This window comes from Tautonia rosea, from assembly GCF_012958305.1.
GTDB lineage: Bacteria > Planctomycetota > Planctomycetia > Isosphaerales > Isosphaeraceae > Tautonia > Tautonia rosea.
The window spans coordinates 1-15,332 of the sequence record NZ_JABBYO010000032.1 but is presented as its reverse complement, the minus strand read 5'-3'; the positions used below and the strand labels follow the sequence as shown (position 1 = coordinate 15,332).

General features: G+C 64.8%; 10 protein-coding genes. 2 read left to right on the top strand and 8 right to left on the bottom strand.

Annotation, left to right across the window (positions count from 1 at the left end):
- Positions 1–199 precede the first annotated feature (199 nt).
- Complete coding sequence (locus tag HG800_RS26430) at positions 200–1,267, bottom strand: WD40 repeat domain-containing protein (protein ID WP_169981317.1); 1,068 nt, start codon at positions 1,265–1,267, stop codon at positions 200–202.
- Between the two features lie 594 nt (positions 1,268–1,861).
- Between HG800_RS26430 and HG800_RS26425 the strand changes: the two genes are divergently transcribed.
- Positions 1,862–2,659, top strand: coding sequence for a response regulator transcription factor (locus HG800_RS26425; protein WP_169981315.1), 798 nt, complete (start codon positions 1,862–1,864; stop codon positions 2,657–2,659).
- Positions 2,660–2,792: 133 nt separating this feature from the next.
- On the opposite strand, the gene HG800_RS26420 is transcribed toward HG800_RS26425, so the two are convergent.
- From HG800_RS26420 to HG800_RS26395, 6 genes are all read right to left on the bottom strand, one after another.
- Complete coding sequence (locus HG800_RS26420; RefSeq protein ID WP_169981313.1) at positions 2,793–4,466, bottom strand: tetratricopeptide repeat protein; 1,674 nt, start codon at positions 4,464–4,466, stop codon at positions 2,793–2,795.
- Positions 4,467–4,778: 312 nt separating this feature from the next.
- On the bottom strand, positions 4,779–7,601 hold the full coding sequence (locus tag HG800_RS26415; protein WP_169981311.1) for a tetratricopeptide repeat protein: 2,823 nt from the start codon (positions 7,599–7,601) through the stop codon (positions 4,779–4,781).
- A gap of 23 nt (positions 7,602–7,624) precedes the next feature.
- Positions 7,625–10,537: a hypothetical protein gene (locus tag HG800_RS26410; RefSeq protein WP_169981309.1), complete on the bottom strand. Its 2,913-nt coding sequence runs from the start codon at positions 10,535–10,537 to the stop codon at positions 7,625–7,627.
- Positions 10,534–11,379: a hypothetical protein gene (locus tag HG800_RS26405; RefSeq protein ID WP_169981307.1), complete on the bottom strand. Its 846-nt coding sequence runs from the start codon at positions 11,377–11,379 to the stop codon at positions 10,534–10,536. Before HG800_RS26405 ends, HG800_RS26410 begins: the two co-directional genes overlap by 4 nt.
- 88 nt (positions 11,380–11,467) lie before the next feature.
- Positions 11,468–12,631 carry an AAA family ATPase gene (locus tag HG800_RS26400; RefSeq protein ID WP_169981305.1) on the bottom strand — a complete coding sequence of 388 codons (1,164 nt, stop codon included), beginning with the start codon at positions 12,629–12,631 and terminating at the stop codon, positions 11,468–11,470.
- Positions 12,632–12,720: 89 nt separating this feature from the next.
- Positions 12,721–13,422, bottom strand: a complete 702-nt coding sequence (locus HG800_RS26395) for a hypothetical protein (RefSeq protein ID WP_169981303.1) — start codon at positions 13,420–13,422, stop codon at positions 12,721–12,723.
- 502 nt (positions 13,423–13,924) lie between these two features.
- Here HG800_RS26395 and HG800_RS26390 point away from each other — a divergent pair.
- Complete coding sequence (locus HG800_RS26390; RefSeq protein ID WP_169981301.1) at positions 13,925–14,245, top strand: four-helix bundle copper-binding protein; 321 nt, start codon at positions 13,925–13,927, stop codon at positions 14,243–14,245.
- Positions 14,246–14,382: 137 nt separating this feature from the next.
- Here HG800_RS26390 and HG800_RS26385 read toward each other — a convergent pair whose 3' ends face one another.
- Complete coding sequence (locus HG800_RS26385; RefSeq protein WP_235963991.1) at positions 14,383–15,069, bottom strand: 3-keto-disaccharide hydrolase; 687 nt, start codon at positions 15,067–15,069, stop codon at positions 14,383–14,385.
- Between the last annotated feature and the right edge of the window lie 263 nt (positions 15,070–15,332).

The window sequence follows — 15,332 nt, the reverse complement described above, 5'->3', positions numbered from 1 at the left end:
GAGTCCGCTTGAGAAGAGGAAACCATTCCTCTCGCGTTGCGGACCAGAACGCGAGAGGAACCAACCCCGCGCCGCCGCAGTTCATCTGGACTGGCCTCGCGTTGCGTTCCCAAAAAATTCATATTCGAAATATTGCCTTTTCGTCGATTTGTCTTTGTGAGACCTCTCGAATGCCCGAAGACATCGAATGAATAATCAATCAATTATTCGAAGATTTTTCTACGAACTGGGCGAGCTCCGCGACTGCGACCGTCTCAAGCTCTCCCAGGGCAATCCGTGTCCCGTCGCGTGAGATGTCCATCGCGGTCACAAGACGACCGGGGAACCGGTAGGGCAGCTCGACCTGGAGCGTCTCGGCGTCGAGCTGCCAGACCCGTTCCTCATCGACCCGCACCAGGAGCGACTTGCCATCGGGCATGAGGACCATCTCCTCTGCCGGAGCGCTCACCACCTGAGCATTCGAGTCGGCACTCAGGTCCCACTTCAAGACATGGCGCTTCCTGTTCAACCACCAAAGCGTCCCGCCGTCGGGGGAGAAGATGAGCGGTCGGAGAAGTCCCGGTCGAGACGCGACCGAGGTCCGCGGCTCGCCCGTCTCGGCATCCCAGACGACGACCAGGCCGTCGGCATGCGTCGAGGCGAGCCAGCGGCCATCGGGCGAGAAGGCCAGGGCGAGGATCGGCGCGTCAGACGCCTTCAGGTCCAGCCGCAGTGATCCGGTCTCCACCTCCCAGAGCGTGAGGCGTCCGCTTCCTTGCGCTGAGGCAATGCAGCGGCCATCAGGCGAGAAAGCCAGGGCCAATACGGGCTCCTCATCCAGCGTGATACGGCCGGAGTCCTGGCCCGTCTCCAGAGTGATGAACCGGATCGAGCCGTCGACGTTTCCGAGGGCGACCGTATGACCTTGAGGATCGAAGACGAAGCTTCGGATGTCCAGGTCGTCGACGCCGATTGTCGCCCGGTCGCTTCTTTCCTCGGTCTCACGGAAGATCAGGAGGCTTTTCCCCTCCAGCGCAGCCAACCGCGTACCGTCGGGGCTGAAGGCGATTTTCTGGATGGGCCGATCGGTCTGACCGAGAACATCCGTCATGGCGTGACGGTTGTGCGAGCGATCTTTGGAGTGGTCGTCCTCGAATCCGATCATGATCACCGCGGTGGCAATCACCATCAGACACCAGCTCGGGGTCAGGAGACTGACCCGGGCCGACGAGAGGTTGGAACCCCGATCGGGAGGGAACGCCTTCAGGCCAAAACGAGGATATGACATGGACCGGTCCCTCCTCCGATCGGATTATCAGAGTTCAACATCGTCCGGCAGGGATCAACCCGGCATCCGGACGCCGAACGCCGTGGAGATCGGCCTGTGCCGACTCCAAGTCGTTTTTTGCCAACTCAAACGCACATCTGCATAGGGAACCACCGAGAGAGTGGCACCCGCGTCTCTGATAAACAGAGTTTCCGCACACGGCAGTAAGCCCTGGACCAGGTCTCAGACCAGGGTCTTGCAATTCAGAAAATCAATGGATACCTTTGTTTCAGAACTCCCTGCCATTCGGGTGAGCCTCTAGCACAGGGCCTCTCTCGTCGGGAGTTCGTAGGACGATTTGTGAATGTGCAACGCGACAACAAGGCGACCCACACCACGCGGATCGGTGTTGAACGTCGGGATTGCGCCGTTCGCTCGCGGGAGTGCGATCTGGCATCGGCTTGTCATGATGCCGTGATCGCCCTCCGAGGCCGAGCGAACGCCCCAAGGAATCGTGTTGAATCATAGCGGACCAATCTGGCTGTTCCATTCCCTAATTCCAGGGATGCTCGGCACCAGATGACCAGAAGTGACTCTATGCAAAAATCCGAGTGTTTGCGTACCTCTGATCTTCGATCGATTGACCGCCTGGTCGGCGAGTGCCGCGAGCTGGGCGACGACGTGACGACCTGGCACCAGCACCTGATTGAGCAATTGGTCAAACGGACCGGCGGGCCAGTGGGGTTCTCCGGGGAACAGATCGACATCCAGAGCGGCCGCGTGCGGTTCCTCGGCCAGCACGACTGGGGATGGGAGTCCGACTCGAGCCGGGCGCACTTCTTCGAGACCCTTTCCCGATTCACCGACACCCCTGGGCTTTCGTCGATCACCACTTACAGCCGCAGGATGATCGAGCACGACGGAATCTGCCTCTCGCGATCGACGCTATTCTCGGAGCGAGCATGGAAGGCCACCCACGACTATGAGTCCTTCCTCCGCCCGATCGCGTTCGAAAACCCCCTGTGGTGTATGCGATCCATTCCGGGAGTGAAGGGGGATGAATCCCTTGGTGTCACCCTGATCAAGCCCCGAGGGGATCGGGACTTCAGCGCCAGGGACCGTGCCTTCGTTCAGGAGCTGATGGCCGTGCTGGCACCTCTGGCCGGTGGACCATTGGCCCGCTTCACCGAGCCATCGCCCCGCGATCTGGCGGCGAGGGCTCGGCAGGTCCTTCGCTGCCTGCTCGAAGGGGATTCCGACAAACAGATTGCCCGACGCTTGCACATGAGCATCTACACGGTCAACCAGTACACCAAAATGATCTACCAGCACTTTCGCGTTCATGGACGCAACGAGCTGATGGCCCGGTGGATCCGGCGTGGGTGGGGTGGCTCGTTTTCCTGGGCCGATTGACTGACGTTTCCGGCCAATCGTCCACCTTTGGGGTCACGCGTTGCACGCTCCGTCACCGCACTCGTGAGCGCAACACCAAGGGCGGCCGGGGCTCGATCGCCCGACCGCCCCTACCCCCCTCGGGGTCAATCACTCAGAACCCCGGCTGGCAGAAGCAGCAGGAGGTCAGGACCACGTCGGCCTCCTTCCAGGCCTCCTCCCACTCGGTGCGAACCGCCTTCGCCTCGTCGTCCTTGCCCTGGAATTCGAGGGCCTGCATCAGGCCGAACAGGGCCCAGCCGTTGTGAGGGTGCTGGGCGAGGTCGTCGCGGCAGACGGCTTCGGCCTCGGCAAAGCGGCCCGACTGGAGCAGGGCGGCGGCGAGGGGGTGGCGGACGGGTTGGATCCAGTCGGGGGGCTCGGAGTATCGCAGGAGATCCTGGAGTCGGACCCCTTCGCGGAGGGAGGCGAAGGCCTCATCCTCCCGGGCGTCGCGGTAGAGAATCTCGCCGCGCATCAGGTGTTCTCCCACGGCGAGCAGGTCGGCGGCGGAGTTGTTGCCGAAGATCGCCCCTTCGGGAACGCTGTCGCGGGCTTGAAGAAAGAGCTCCTGCTCTGCCTTCGCCTCCTCCACGCGATCGAGCGCAGCGAACGAGACGGCTCGAGCGTAATGACGCAGAGCCCGGGCGATCGGGAAGGCGGAATCAGGCTCGGGAGCGGCCAGGATCTCGTCCCAGCGGCCGAAGCGCATCCGAACTTCGAGCGGCATGGCCAGGTAGCCGTCGGCGATGCTCGCGTGCTCGATCGCCCAGGATTCGGGCATCAAGGTCATCATCTCGTCGATGGCGTCGATTGCCACCTGGCTCTTGCCGCGCATCATGGCCGCATACGCGAGCATGTGATAATTATGAGCAATATACAGCCCATAGAACCCCGGGTCGGGCCGGAATGCCAGGAACGTGCGGTCGGCCGCGATCGCCTTTCGATTTGACTCCTCGGCCTTCGCCCAGTTGCCGACCCGCACATCGATATGCGACGGCATGTGCACGTTGTGCGAGAGCCCTGGCTGAAGCTCCCGAAGCCGGTCGGCCGCTGCGATCGCCCGATCGGGACGGGTTGACGCCTCAACCGCGTGAATATACAGGTGATTGGCCAGGGGATGGTCGGGGCACACCGCCAGCGATTCCTCGATCAGGGCGACAATTTCCTCGGTCCCCTCGTTCGGCTCGCCTTGCTGCGTGTAGAGATCCCAGGGCCGCAAGTTCATGAGGCTTTCGGCGAGCAACGGGCCGAGGTCCGGGTCGTCCGGATGACGCTCGCGCAAGGCTCGCATGGCCTCGGAATAGGCCCGGTCGAGCGGCAAGCGGTCCTCGGGGGGATCAAGCACGCATCGATGGGACAGGGCGTCGATGAGGGATCGCTCAAGGTCGCTGGCGCGGCTCTCGGGAGCCTGGGCCCGCGTGATCGCCTCGAACGCCACCTTTGCCTTCTCGTCATCAACCACCGGCAGGTTGATATGAGGCCCCTGTGCGTACGCGAGGCCCCACCAGGCCATCGCACACGACGGGTCCAGCTCGGCCGCCTGACGGAACGATCGCGCGGCCTCCTCCAGATTGAAGGCAAAGAGCAGGTTCAACCCCTGATCGAAATAGCGCTGCGCCTCCGGAGAATCCGTGCTCACCTTCCGCGCATACGACCCGATCCCTTCGATCAACGGTTCTCGATCCTTCCCCTCGTCTGCCCTTACCTCGGGCAGCGACGGAGCAAGCATCAGCACGGACAGCAGCATTGTGCCTCGGATTGCAACGCGGTTGTTCTTGAACATCATGGTCCACAGTTCCTTCAAGGAGCGGGGGGGGGGGAAGGACGACACACACCCATCCTTCGATTCGAGCGCACATCAATCCATTTTTGCAAATCAGAAAATTCACCGATCCGAATCGAGGTCTCGATCACCGAAAAGGGAGAAACAAAACAATGATCGGAAGCTCAACAGCCCTGCCGACCCAATCACGAGGACATCTCCAGACCTTTCAAGATCCCAGACATCTCAAAAGGACTTCGGATTTGCCAGCACAAATCCGACATGATCCCCCAAAAAAGGAGACGTCCTTTGATTTCATTCACGAGCCCCGAGGCGTCAGTGCAAGGGCCAGACCACACGCTCGGCCTGGCCGTCGACAAGAATCAGCACCAGCTCTCCCGTCCGGGGGCTTGACGCAGCCGACAGTGCAGGCCCGAGGGAAACCGGCGTCGATGAGCGTCGCGACATCCTCCCTCCCTCCATTCGAAACCAGTTCACACGCGTCTCGCCCACGCCGGCCATCAGGCCCGATGGGGTGATCACGGCCGCTCGGGCTGGCTCATCGAGGTGGGCCGAACAGGTGGTCGACACAAGGCCTTTTAAATCAAACACGGTGTGATAGAACGTTTCGGATTCTCCGACGCCGACGAGCTTCAAGACCCGTTTCCCCTCGCTCCGCCACGAGACGCTCAAGGGGGGCGGCCACGCTCCCAGCTTGCTTGACGCGGGGGCCCAGGGAATTGCCAGGTGGTCGATCGGACCGATCTCGGTCGCCAGCAAGGCCCAAGAGTCGGCCGGGCCGAGTTCGAGCAAGGTCGTCGCGTCGTCGTCTCCGTCGAGGGAGGGCAGCAGCACGGCCGAACCGGGAGGGCCGCCGGCGGAGTTGGCGTCTCGGGGGATCTCGGTCCAGGGGGACAACGAGGCACCCCGCAAGAGCACATAGCGGCGACCATCCCAGAGGCCGACCGACCCGATCGTATCGGAGACTGCCGGCACGAGGAATGGCGGCTCCCCGGACGATCGGCACGTCTCGGTTCTCCCCTCGATCATCGCGTAGGAGCCGTCCGGCCGCCTCGAATACGAGGCCAGCACCGTCCTGCTCGTGGTGTGATCGTGCCAGAGCACGACCAGCAGCCTGCCTGCCCCGTCCACCGCGAGCGAGGCGACCGGCATGGCGTATCGCCCGACCCGGGAGGTCTGCCCGGTCGCCAGGTCGAGCTGCACCACCTCTCCCCTCGCATTGCCAACAAACGCCAGGCCCGCCCTCTGGGCCACGGCCGTGCTCGTCAACGGCCCGTCGGCAATCCGGAACGTTCGACTCGGTCGGGGGGCAGGGGTCGTTGAGACGTCGGAGGTGCGGGCGCGCTGCGACCGGACCGCGTACTCGGCGTCTCGAATCAGATCGGCCGACCATTGCCGGGCCGGGCCGAAGAGTGCCGAGACGATCCCCGGCGCCCCTCCTTCGGCCTCGGCCCGCTGCCGAAGCTTGCCGGCCAGGCCCATCAAGGCCCGGTCTCGCAGGGCGTCTCGCCAGGGGGCCAGCGACGCCTGCTCGGCCAGCTCGGCCAGCTCGTTGTAGAAGCGAGACGCATCGGCCTCCAGGCCGAGGGGAGTGAACAGCGTCTCGGCCTCGTCCACCAGTTCCCGGAGTCTCGTCCCGTCGCCCGACTCGGTCAGCGCCCTGGCCAGCTCAATAGCGCAACCGATCGCGTTGGGCCAGGGCCTTGCCTTCCAGCCGACTTCGAATCGAGCCAGGGCCAGATCGGGCCGATCGGCTCGCGATCGGAGCAGCCTTCCGGCCTTCAGATGGTCTCCCTCTTGCTCGACAATCTGATCGGCGGCCTGAACGTACGCCGCCAGCGCCTCGTCGGGTTCGCCAAGGCGGGTATACAGATCCCCAAGACGCTCAAACTCATCGGTCGATCGGTAGAGCTCGATCGCGCGGTCGAACTCTCCGGCCACCTCGAAGGCCCGAGCCGCGGCGGCCCGATCTCCCAGCTTTTCCAGGAAAATCAGGGCCGCATCCCGCGCCAAGCCTCCCTGGAGCAAGATGTTGGCGGCAAGGCGATCCTCTTGCAGCAGCTTCGCGTAGATGAAGGCGGCCCGTCGGAAGTCTCCCCGACGCTCGGCATCCTGCGCGGCCCGGTGATATTCCCGGATCAGCTCCTGCTGAACGTCGATCCCCCCGAACCAGACGCTCGACGGATCGCTCCCTCCTCGCGAGAAGGTTCTGCCGAGGATCTCGGCCAGGGAGTATCGCGGCTCCCGATCCGGCAGATCGGCCGATCCGGCAATCGAGGCCCCGCGATCGGTCCCCTTCCCGATCGGCAGGGCTCGGCGGAGGGCTCGCTCGACGTTCCCCTCGCGGAACTCGCGGAGCAGCTCGCGCAAGGCCGTCTCCTGCTTGCCGAAGAGCGACTCCCCCAGCCTCGGCGCCATCCGAAGGGCCGACGACGCCCACTTTGCCCCCAGTCCCGCCAGGCCTTGCGATCCCAGGGCCCGGCCGAGCCGCATCATTCCCTGCCCTGCTCCCAGGGCGGCCCCACCGAGCAACCGGCGAGCCGTCCCGGTGTTCTCGGGTCTCGGGTCCTCGGTGGCGATCTCGAGCGATTCGGGATCGATCGGTGATCCGGTCCCGCTCCGTCCGCCCTCGTCAATCGGCTCGAAGGTCACTTCAACCAGGCGATCCGCCTGTCGGGGACCTTCGGGAAGTGCCTCCCAGCCCCTGGGCTCGCCTCGGTCGACCGTCAACAGGTCGGCCATTCCGAGGGGTCGGCTCGGGTCGAACTCCAGGACGAGCCCTCCCGGCAAGAGCACGAGCCCGACATCTCGGGTCATCCCCTGGATCTCATCGTCGAGCAAGCTCGGGAACAGCTCGGCATCGACCGGCAGATACAGGGCGCGGCCTTGCTTCCGCAATCGAATCGCTCCCGGCACGATCACCCGGAACTCCGCAAACGATCCGGCCGTCACCAGCAGCCCTTCATGCAACCGGAAGACCCGGGCCGACCCGGGCCGATCCGCTTCCAACGCCGCCAGCAAGGTCAGGGCCGCCGCCGTCATGTCGATTCCCGACCGCAAGACGACCGCCTCGGCCGGCAAGGACTCCGGTTGGCGTTTCAATCGGATCGGGAGGATCAGGGTCGGAGGATCGGTCATGGGTGGTGACTCATCGCTGGGCTTCAGGCAATCGGGCTCGATCGGGAGGCCAGGCGGAGCGCTGAGGCCAGCCGATCTTCCGCGCCGGGGGTCGCGGCGGTTCCGGTGAGCCGAATGGAGCCGAATCGAGCGCCATCGGGCAACCAGGCGGCAAGTGATCCTCGGGAAAAGGCGAGCAGGGCAAGCACGGTTCCCGAGGCATCAGCGAGGACGACCTGCCCGAACGCGTCGACGACCGCCACCAGACCAAGCCCTCTTGCCGTGGCCTCGAAGCGATCCGGGTCGTACCGAGCCCAAGGGGGGAGCGGCCCCGGAGCCGCCTCGGAAAGCCCCGGCGCGGCCGGGCCTCCGTTTCGGAACAGTTCGCGACGGACAGTCTCCGGGTCTCCCCTGGCGAACCGCAAGCCGAGCCGGGTCCCCTCCCAATGGATCAAGGCCGCATGAGGAGCATCCTGGAGCAGGATCCAGTCGCGCCCGAGGCTCACCGTCATCCGACTCCTGCGATGCCGATCCCCCCTTCGAGCCGGGCGGTCCCCGCCGGTCCATTGCAAGAGCAAGACAGGGGAGGACTCCAGAGCGTAAACCGCGTAAACATTGCCCTCACAACGTAACGCGGCATGGCTTCCGTCCGATGACAGGGTCAGCTCGTCCCTTCTCCGGGGCATTTGCGCCGTTGGAACGATTGGAACCAGGTCGGCACCGAGCTTCCGGAAAATCCACCAGCGGCCTTCGGTCGCGTCGTTCTCGATGGCGAAAATGGCCAGGGTCTGACCGCAGCATCGGGCAGCCTCCAGCCGGTGCCCCTGGAGCAACGGGCGGCCCTCGGAGACGGGGCGGAAGCGTCGCCAGGGCGGGTCCATCCCTTCGACTGCGATCGTCCCGCTCTCCCGACGGAGACGAACCGAAGGGCCGAACGACGGGCTGGTGTCGTCGTCGTGAAGGGTGACCAGGGAAGGGGGAGCCACGGGCATCGCCTCGACCCGTTGCAGGTCGCGCGAAACGATCTCCGAAGCGCTGCGGTCCTGCGACGAGAACCGGCCTCCGGTCCGAAGGTCCAGGTACCAGCATTCGTCGGAGCCTCGGGCCACCAGCGCGTGCGATTCTCGAAGGTAGAACCAGGTCCAGTCTCGCTCGTTCGAGAGATACTTGACGAACACCCGGACCCGACGGGCCACGAGGTCGTAATGCACGGCCACCGGCCGCCCTTCCTCGCCGATTCGGCCGAGGACGACGAACCCGCCGGCCACGCCGATCATCATGTCGGCCTCGCGCACGACCTCTCCCCCGGAGAATCCGCGAGGCAACGGCTCGTGGACCGATCCGTTGAGCCGCCAGAGATGAGGCACTCCGAACCGGCCGAGGACCGCAAACCACTCTCCCGAGGCGTCGAAGGCAAACCGCGGTTCCTCGCCCCTCGGCGCACGGTCCACAGCCGGAGTGAGCCGGAACGGGAAGCCGATCGGCTCCACGTCGCCAATCCAGGAGCCGGGCGGCACGTTCCTCGGCCGGCGACGATCCGGGGGGGGGCTCGTTGTGGGAGGGTCGATCGGCTCGGCCCGAAAACGCGACAGGATGACCGGCCGGCCGCGACGGACCTCGGCCACTTGCACGTCTCGCCGATCGTTCACGAGCACGGCAAAAAGCCGGTCCCCTTCGGCAAGGCCCCGGGCCGTGGCCTCGATCTCCGGCTCCTCCAGGGTCTTCGGGTGGGTCAGCAGGACCAGATCGCGCCGCTGACGCTCCCCTTCGCTCACGACCGAGTCGAGCAGCGGGTTCGGATGGGGTGACAGCTCACTCGCTTCGAGCAAGGCGGCCAGTTGTTCCGGGTCGCAGCGGATCGGGTCCACCCGCCTCGTGGGATCGCTCGACACGCCGAGCAGCAACCGCACCCCCCGGCGATCGGCCAGGCCGGCCAGCGCCACCACGGCCGCGGCCAAAACCGTTCGAATCCCTCCCCAGGTCCGCACCCCCTGGTCGAGCAGCACGACCAGGGTTTCCGACTCCTCCGCGTGCGGTTCTTCGCGTTGATAGTACAGCAGTTCTCGCTCGGCGAAGCGCCTGACGAACTCCTCGGCGTCGATTGCCAGTTGGCTGAGCAAGAGGCGCTCGGGGGCCCCTCGGTTGGCCAGGTCGGCATAGCCGCCGGTCGGCAAGGTTTCGATTGATCGGCGACGAGGGGGCAGGGCCAATGCCCCGACCAGGCGGTCGATCAACAGGGCCGACGCCGAGAGCCTCGGACGCTCCAGCAACGGCTCCAGCGCCGATCGGTACGTTCGTGGGCGCTCGTGCTCGATCCGATCGGCCAGGGCTTCGGCGGGTTGCTCCGGACCTCGACCGACGCGCAACCAGTGGCGAATTGCTTCCGGACGCTGGCGGATCAGGCGATCGAGCACCCATCGCTCGAACTCCGCCGGGGTCATTGGCGGATCGTCCAGCGGCAGAGCCGGCGTCGCTCCTCGCCCTCTGAGCGAGCGATCGCTCGATCTTCGCAGACCGACGTGACCGGGCCGATCCATCCCGATCGAGGCGATCTCGACCACGGCTCCGGCGGTCAGGGTCAGACAGACGGTCTCGATCTCGGGCGGATCGGGCAGTGAGGGGACCCCTTCGCAGAGCATGGCGCAGAAGGCCCCTGCGTTGCGGTGCGGACGGCCCAGCACGCTGAAGGCCCCCGGCAGGTCCATCGGAAAGTCGTCGGCCTCGCTGAGGGTCAAGGGCCCTCGGAGCAGGAGGTGCATCAGGTGCAGCAGATGAGCAAAGTGGATCGGGTCGCGACCGGTCGCGAAGCCGTCGAGAAACAGCGACAGCTCGCGGCTGAACACGAAGGTTTTGCCGTCGGGAAACTCCAGGGCCTCTCCCGCGACCGACCACCGCAGGCCGCCGAGCCATCTTGCATACGCGTCTGGAAGGTGGAGGTAGGCGTCGGCCGAGATCATGGCGAGCCCCCCTTCCCTGCGTTCGCGTCGATCAATCGTGTCTCGATCCCGGCCATCCTCCGGATCGCCCCTCGCGAGACGACCGACAGGCAACGCTCCGGGATGACCTCGACCTTCCCCTCCGAATCCATTAGAGCCAGATCACCGTCGCCCAGGCCGACTGCCTCGGCCAGCATCGGCTCGGGCAACGGGGGATCGGGCCGGAAACCGACCGGCACGAGCACTCGGGTTCCCCAGAACCGGCCCAGACCGCCGATCGGCGGCAAGCGATGGCCGATCACGAGCACCCGATCTCCCGATCGGCTCCCCCGAAGCCCTCGCAAACGGGCCGTTGGCGCCATTTCGACCCAGGGCAAGAGGGCCTCGATCGTCGCCAGCAGGGCCGTCGCTGGCCGATCGCGATCGTCCCGGACCAGGCGAAGTCGAGCCGTCTCGACCACCGACCCGGGCGCATTGCCTCGAATCGCTCCCGGCACGAGGACCCGATCCAGGGGCCAGCCCCATTCCCGGTGCCCGATGCCCTCTGGAGGCCCTTGCCCGAACTCGGGCAGGAATCGCCCGACCCGAGACCATTCCCCCCCTTCTCCGATCCGGGCGAAGATGACCCCCGAGACCGGCAGCAACGCCTCGACCACCTCGTCGCGCTGGCCTCGATCCGGAGGCTCCCAGGCCACCCAGACCCGTTCCCGTGTTCCTTCGTCTTCCCCTTCGGCCTGCACCCTCACGTCTGGCCGACCGCGCAACCTCGCCAGCGCCGCCAGGTCCGATCGCCCGATCCGGGCCACTCGAACTCCCTCCAGCGGCGTTGATTCGTGGTGCGAAGCGGCAACAGGAGGTTTCATGAGCCGTTCCGTTGCGAGGTCGAGAGAAACATCCACCCCGTTGAGGTCAGTGCGATTGGAGCGGGACTTCAGACCGATCGAACCCGCTTCACCCCAGACGATCGAGCAGCGCCGAGGCCCGTTTGATCAGATGATCCCTGGCCTTCTCGTCGGCTACCCAGGCCGCTCGATCGCTCAGCTCGGCCAGGCGGTCGCGGAGACGGGCGGCGGCGAGCAGGGTCAGGGGACGCTCCTTCGCCTCATCAAGCTGCCGGGCCACGGCGTCGAGTTGCCGGGCGAGGTCCTCGCCGTCGACCCGATCGGGAGGCTCGGCCAGGGGGTGCCGGGGAACCTCGGGCTCCTCCTCGGCTGCCTGCTCGAGAACCGTGCCGACGAGCGACCGAAGCGGGTCAATTTGCTCCTCGCGGTCCCAGACGGATCGCAAGACCCAGAGGTCCGACTTCGTCGCCTTACTCCGGCCGCTCAGCAACGCCGAGGCCGCGACCAGCTTCAAGACCTTCACCGCTCGACGGTCTGAGAGCGCCAGCCCGAGATCCCGGATCTTCCAGACCAGATCCGCGTACGGGCCGGACACTCCCGAGAGATCGACGTCGAAGATCCGGCGCGAGAGGGCTCTCAGGTCTCCGGCCGAAACCCCCGCCACGGAGGACTCGGTGCGCTCCAGGTCCCAGCCGGCCGAGAGTAATCGGGGCATCGCCTCCCGAGGCAAGTGATCCACATGACATCGAATCAGGAACCGATCGAAGAGCGCGTTGAGCGCCTCGTCCTCGGCCAGGTGATTCGAGGCCGTGAACAGCGAGAGCAAGGGGAGCTGGTGGACCTCGGCTCCGCGTCGGAATCGCCGCTCGTTGAGCACCGTCAACAGGTTGTTCAGGATGGCGCTATTGGCGTTGAACAGCTCGTCGAGAAACGCAAACTCGGCCTCCGGCAGCATTCCTGTGGTCACCGTCGCCACAGCCCCTTCGCGCAACCGTGCCAGGTCGATCGGGCCGAATAGCTCGTTCGGCTCGCTGAATCGCGTGAGCAAGTATTCGAAATAACGTCCTTGCACTCGTTCGGCAAACCCACGGATCACGGCCGACTTGGCGGTGCCGGGCGGGCCGAGCAAAAACAAATGCTCTCCCGAGACGACCGCCAGGGCGATCAGGTCCACCACCTCGTCCCGGCCCACGAACCGCCGCTTCAGCGGTTCGATCACGTCGCTCCTCAGGCGATTGACGACGAGCGAGGCGTGGGGATCAAGCTCGGCCAAGGGGCATCCTCCGATCGATCGTTGTCCGCATCATCGAGCCAAACCGACACATCTGGCCGGGCATCATTTCCGCGTTTGATCCTGGCATCCTATCGTTCAGGATCGATTCCTGGGCGTTCTCGGGCAGTGGGATTGGGAGGAGAGGTCGAATCATGTCCTTGAGCACCATTCTCCATGAAGTATGTGCGGGGGGGGCCGATCGCGTCGAGAGCCAATCCGAGCCAATCACGTCCCGGAGTCACCGATGGGGTCCATCTCGGTTTCGGATGAGCCGCCAATCGTTCGGCAAACAACAGCAACAGCCCTTCGTGCCCGTCAAAGTCGATCGGCGAGGTCGGTCCGTCCTCCACGTCGGACAACACCCCCGAGAGGGGCCAGCGGCGGATCGCCTCGGCCAGGGTCCTCGACAGCACGTCGCCCGGATCGATCGCTCTTGCCCGTCGATGCACCGCCGCCAGATATCGAAACGTCAAGTCAGCCGAAAGATGCTCACCCGCCGATCGCGGCGGCGGCGGAAGCCTCAGGGCGTGCTCGACCACCTCGGCCGGTTCCCCCCGATTGACCAGGAACCAGCACGCCGTTCGGGTCCACTCCGCCGCGGCCAGGGCCGACCGCTCGTCGAATGCGAGAGGAGGCCCCGCTAGCTCAATCAGCATATCGTCAAACGCCTGTCTCAGACGCGTCACTGCCTCGGTCCGATCGTCCGCCGAGGGTTTCGCTCGGGGAGCGTCCCGGAACACGACCCGCCCCTCGCTCACGAGGCGATCGAGAAACCCAGCCAGCGACGCCATCGGTCAACCCATCCTGACGACATAATTTTATGCTCGCGTTCCCCCGAGCCTGCTCCTTCGCACACCCGAGATCGAGGGACGGACAACCGCTCTGGGTCTCGTACTGCAATCGTAGGCAATTCCCGCGCGGTCTTCAATCGCGAGGATCGCGGCCAGGGGGTGGATGCTCGTCTTCTCCTCAATCACGACCTCGGGCCGGTTCCGTTTCAACCGATGAAGCCTCCCGAGGGACGCCCTCGCCCCGGAGCCGGACGACGACTAGCCTTTTCGGACCATTGAACGATCCCGGCAGACCGACCTCTGCGTTTCCGACGGGCAGGCGCACCATTTGCACGAAAGAGATGTGCTGATCAACGCTTGCCTGGACGGGATACACCGCGGGGCGATCGCACAGCCCCCTCGGTCGTTGACCCCAAAGGCACTGGCGTTCATGACTCGCCCGAAGACATCAGCCCGGCCACTCGATGGCCCACCACTTCGAACCAGATCAAAGGAGATCAACATGGCCCACGAGCAATACCAGAGCTGCATCGAAGCCTGCCTAGCCTGTGCCCAGGAGTGCGAGCACTGCGGAGATGCCTGCATCGGCGATCCGATGATGGCCGAGTGCGTTCGCACCTGCCGTGACTGTGCCGAGCTGTGCTGGACCTGCTCCGGCTTCATGAGCCGCGGCTCGCAACTGGCTGCCGCCGTCTGCCGCCTCTGTGCCGACGCCTGCGACCGCTGCGCCGCCGAGTGCGAGAAGCATCGGGCCGAGCACTGCAAGCGATGCGCCGAGGCCTGCCGGCGCTGCGCCGAGGAGTGCCGTAAGGTCGCGGCCTGATCCGCATCCCCTGCTCATCTTCGCAAATCCCAATGGCCCATCCCTCGACGCGCTTCCACACGCCAGGGACGGGCCATTCCCGTCGATCGTTGAGCAGAGCTCATCAACCTTGCCGTCGATCCTGAGAATCACCTGCGTTATTGGTCGAGTTTCTTCAGACGCACATTCGTGTACCAGCAATTCTGGCCATGATCCTGGAAGCCGAAGTACCCTTCCTGGATCAGATCGGCGATGGCGACGTTTCGGAACTTGTGGCTAGAACCATCGGGCCGCTTGCCAGATTCAGAGAACTGAGACTGATCAATGGTGTTGATTTGTTCGCCATTCAATTCGACCGTGATGATTGGCCCTCGGGCGGTGATTGTCATGTGGTTCCACTCACCGGCCGACTTCTGAGTGTTGGCCTCCGGCTTGACCAGGTCGTAAAACGCTCCCGAGTCGTGAAACCCGGTCCCCTTGGTGTCGTCGATCGCAACTTCCAGGCCCGTCATCACCGGGTCTTTCGGATTCCCGACCCGAAGAAAGATGCCTGAATTACATCCCGGAGTCAGCTTGTAATCGAAGTCGAGCACGAAGTCCTTGACCGGTTCCTTGTACAGGACCACGTACGCACCGACCCCATGCGGATTCAGACCGTCCTCCTGCACGACGGTTGAAGCGATCGGCTCACCGTTGGCATTATTGATCCAGGAATCGGCATTCGTACCGTCAAAAATGGTGTTGAAGTCCTGCGATGTTTCTTCCCTCGGCGTCGCTGCAATCGCTGCCGCCGTCACAAGCCCAAGGAACGCGGCTCCGTACATGATTCTCGTCAGTGCTGTCATGGGTGTGCTCGCTTCGATTGGAACGAATTCAGGACCGCTGGTTCCAGAAACCTCGACCCGAGCCAACCAACAACCTTCCGGATTGATCGGGTCGAATCGAGCGTGTAGGTGATCGCATCATGCCCACGATCCCATCGTCCGGCAAGGCGGCAGTTCCGAATCGAGTGCGGCAGAAGCCGTGATTCGCAGGTCCATTGGGTGTCTCAAGGACGTAAACCCAGCGCGCGCACACAAACGCCCCGCACTTCCGGAAGGAAATGGGG

What these genes read in the sequence shown, in the direction of transcription:
- HG800_RS26430 (WP_169981317.1), bottom strand. Translation starts at nt 1,267, where the DNA reads ATGTCATATCCTCGTTTTGGCCTGAAGGCGTTCCCTCCCGATCGGGGT.
- HG800_RS26420 (WP_169981313.1), bottom strand. Translation starts at nt 4,466, where the DNA reads ATGATGTTCAAGAACAACCGCGTTGCAATCCGAGGCACAATGCTGCTG.
- HG800_RS26415 (WP_169981311.1), bottom strand. Translation starts at nt 7,601, where the DNA reads ATGACCGATCCTCCGACCCTGATCCTCCCGATCCGATTGAAACGCCAA.
- HG800_RS26410 (WP_169981309.1), bottom strand. Translation starts at nt 10,537, where the DNA reads ATGATCTCGGCCGACGCCTACCTCCACCTTCCAGACGCGTATGCAAGA.
- HG800_RS26405 (WP_169981307.1), bottom strand. Translation starts at nt 11,379, where the DNA reads ATGAAACCTCCTGTTGCCGCTTCGCACCACGAATCAACGCCGCTGGAG.
- HG800_RS26395 (WP_169981303.1), bottom strand. Translation starts at nt 13,422, where the DNA reads ATGGCGTCGCTGGCTGGGTTTCTCGATCGCCTCGTGAGCGAGGGGCGG.
- HG800_RS26390 (WP_169981301.1), top strand. Translation starts at nt 13,925, where the DNA reads ATGGCCCACGAGCAATACCAGAGCTGCATCGAAGCCTGCCTAGCCTGT.
- HG800_RS26385 (WP_235963991.1), bottom strand. Translation starts at nt 15,069, where the DNA reads ATGACAGCACTGACGAGAATCATGTACGGAGCCGCGTTCCTTGGGCTT.